This window comes from Streptomyces sp. B15, assembly GCF_018070605.1.
GTDB lineage: Bacteria > Actinomycetota > Actinomycetes > Streptomycetales > Streptomycetaceae > Streptomyces > Streptomyces smyrnaeus.
Window position 1 is genome coordinate 1 of the sequence record NZ_JAGPXJ010000244.1, and the last position, 308, is coordinate 308.

Sequence of the window (308 nt, forward strand, 5' to 3'; positions counted from 1 at the left end):
AGCTTGCCGAACTGGCGCGGGCTCAGCCCGCTGAACGGGGCTATCCAGGAGGGCTGCGACGCCGTGATCACACCAGACACGGCAAGATCATCTCACCCCTGACCAGCAGTTACGGGACAACGCTTAGACAGCGTGATCGGGCCCGACTGGTTGTTCGTCACCCTCCGGCGATGAACCGCCCTACTACCGGACGCCAGACCCAGCGCCTCGACAACATGGTCCGGAGCTTCCAGCCAGCCCGCCGACGTGATGACCGCGTATTCGCCGGGCGTGTAGATCTTGCCCGTCTGACGAGCACGGCCGTACAA

General features: G+C 64.3%; 2 pseudogenes. Both read right to left on the reverse strand.

Features of this window, described 5'->3' with window-relative positions:
* Positions 1-80: pseudogene (locus tag KBY19_RS36065) on the reverse strand (IS5/IS1182 family transposase); the annotation flags it as partial.
* A gap of 45 nt (positions 81-125) precedes the next feature.
* Positions 126-308: pseudogene (locus tag KBY19_RS36070) on the reverse strand (GntR family transcriptional regulator); the annotation flags it as partial.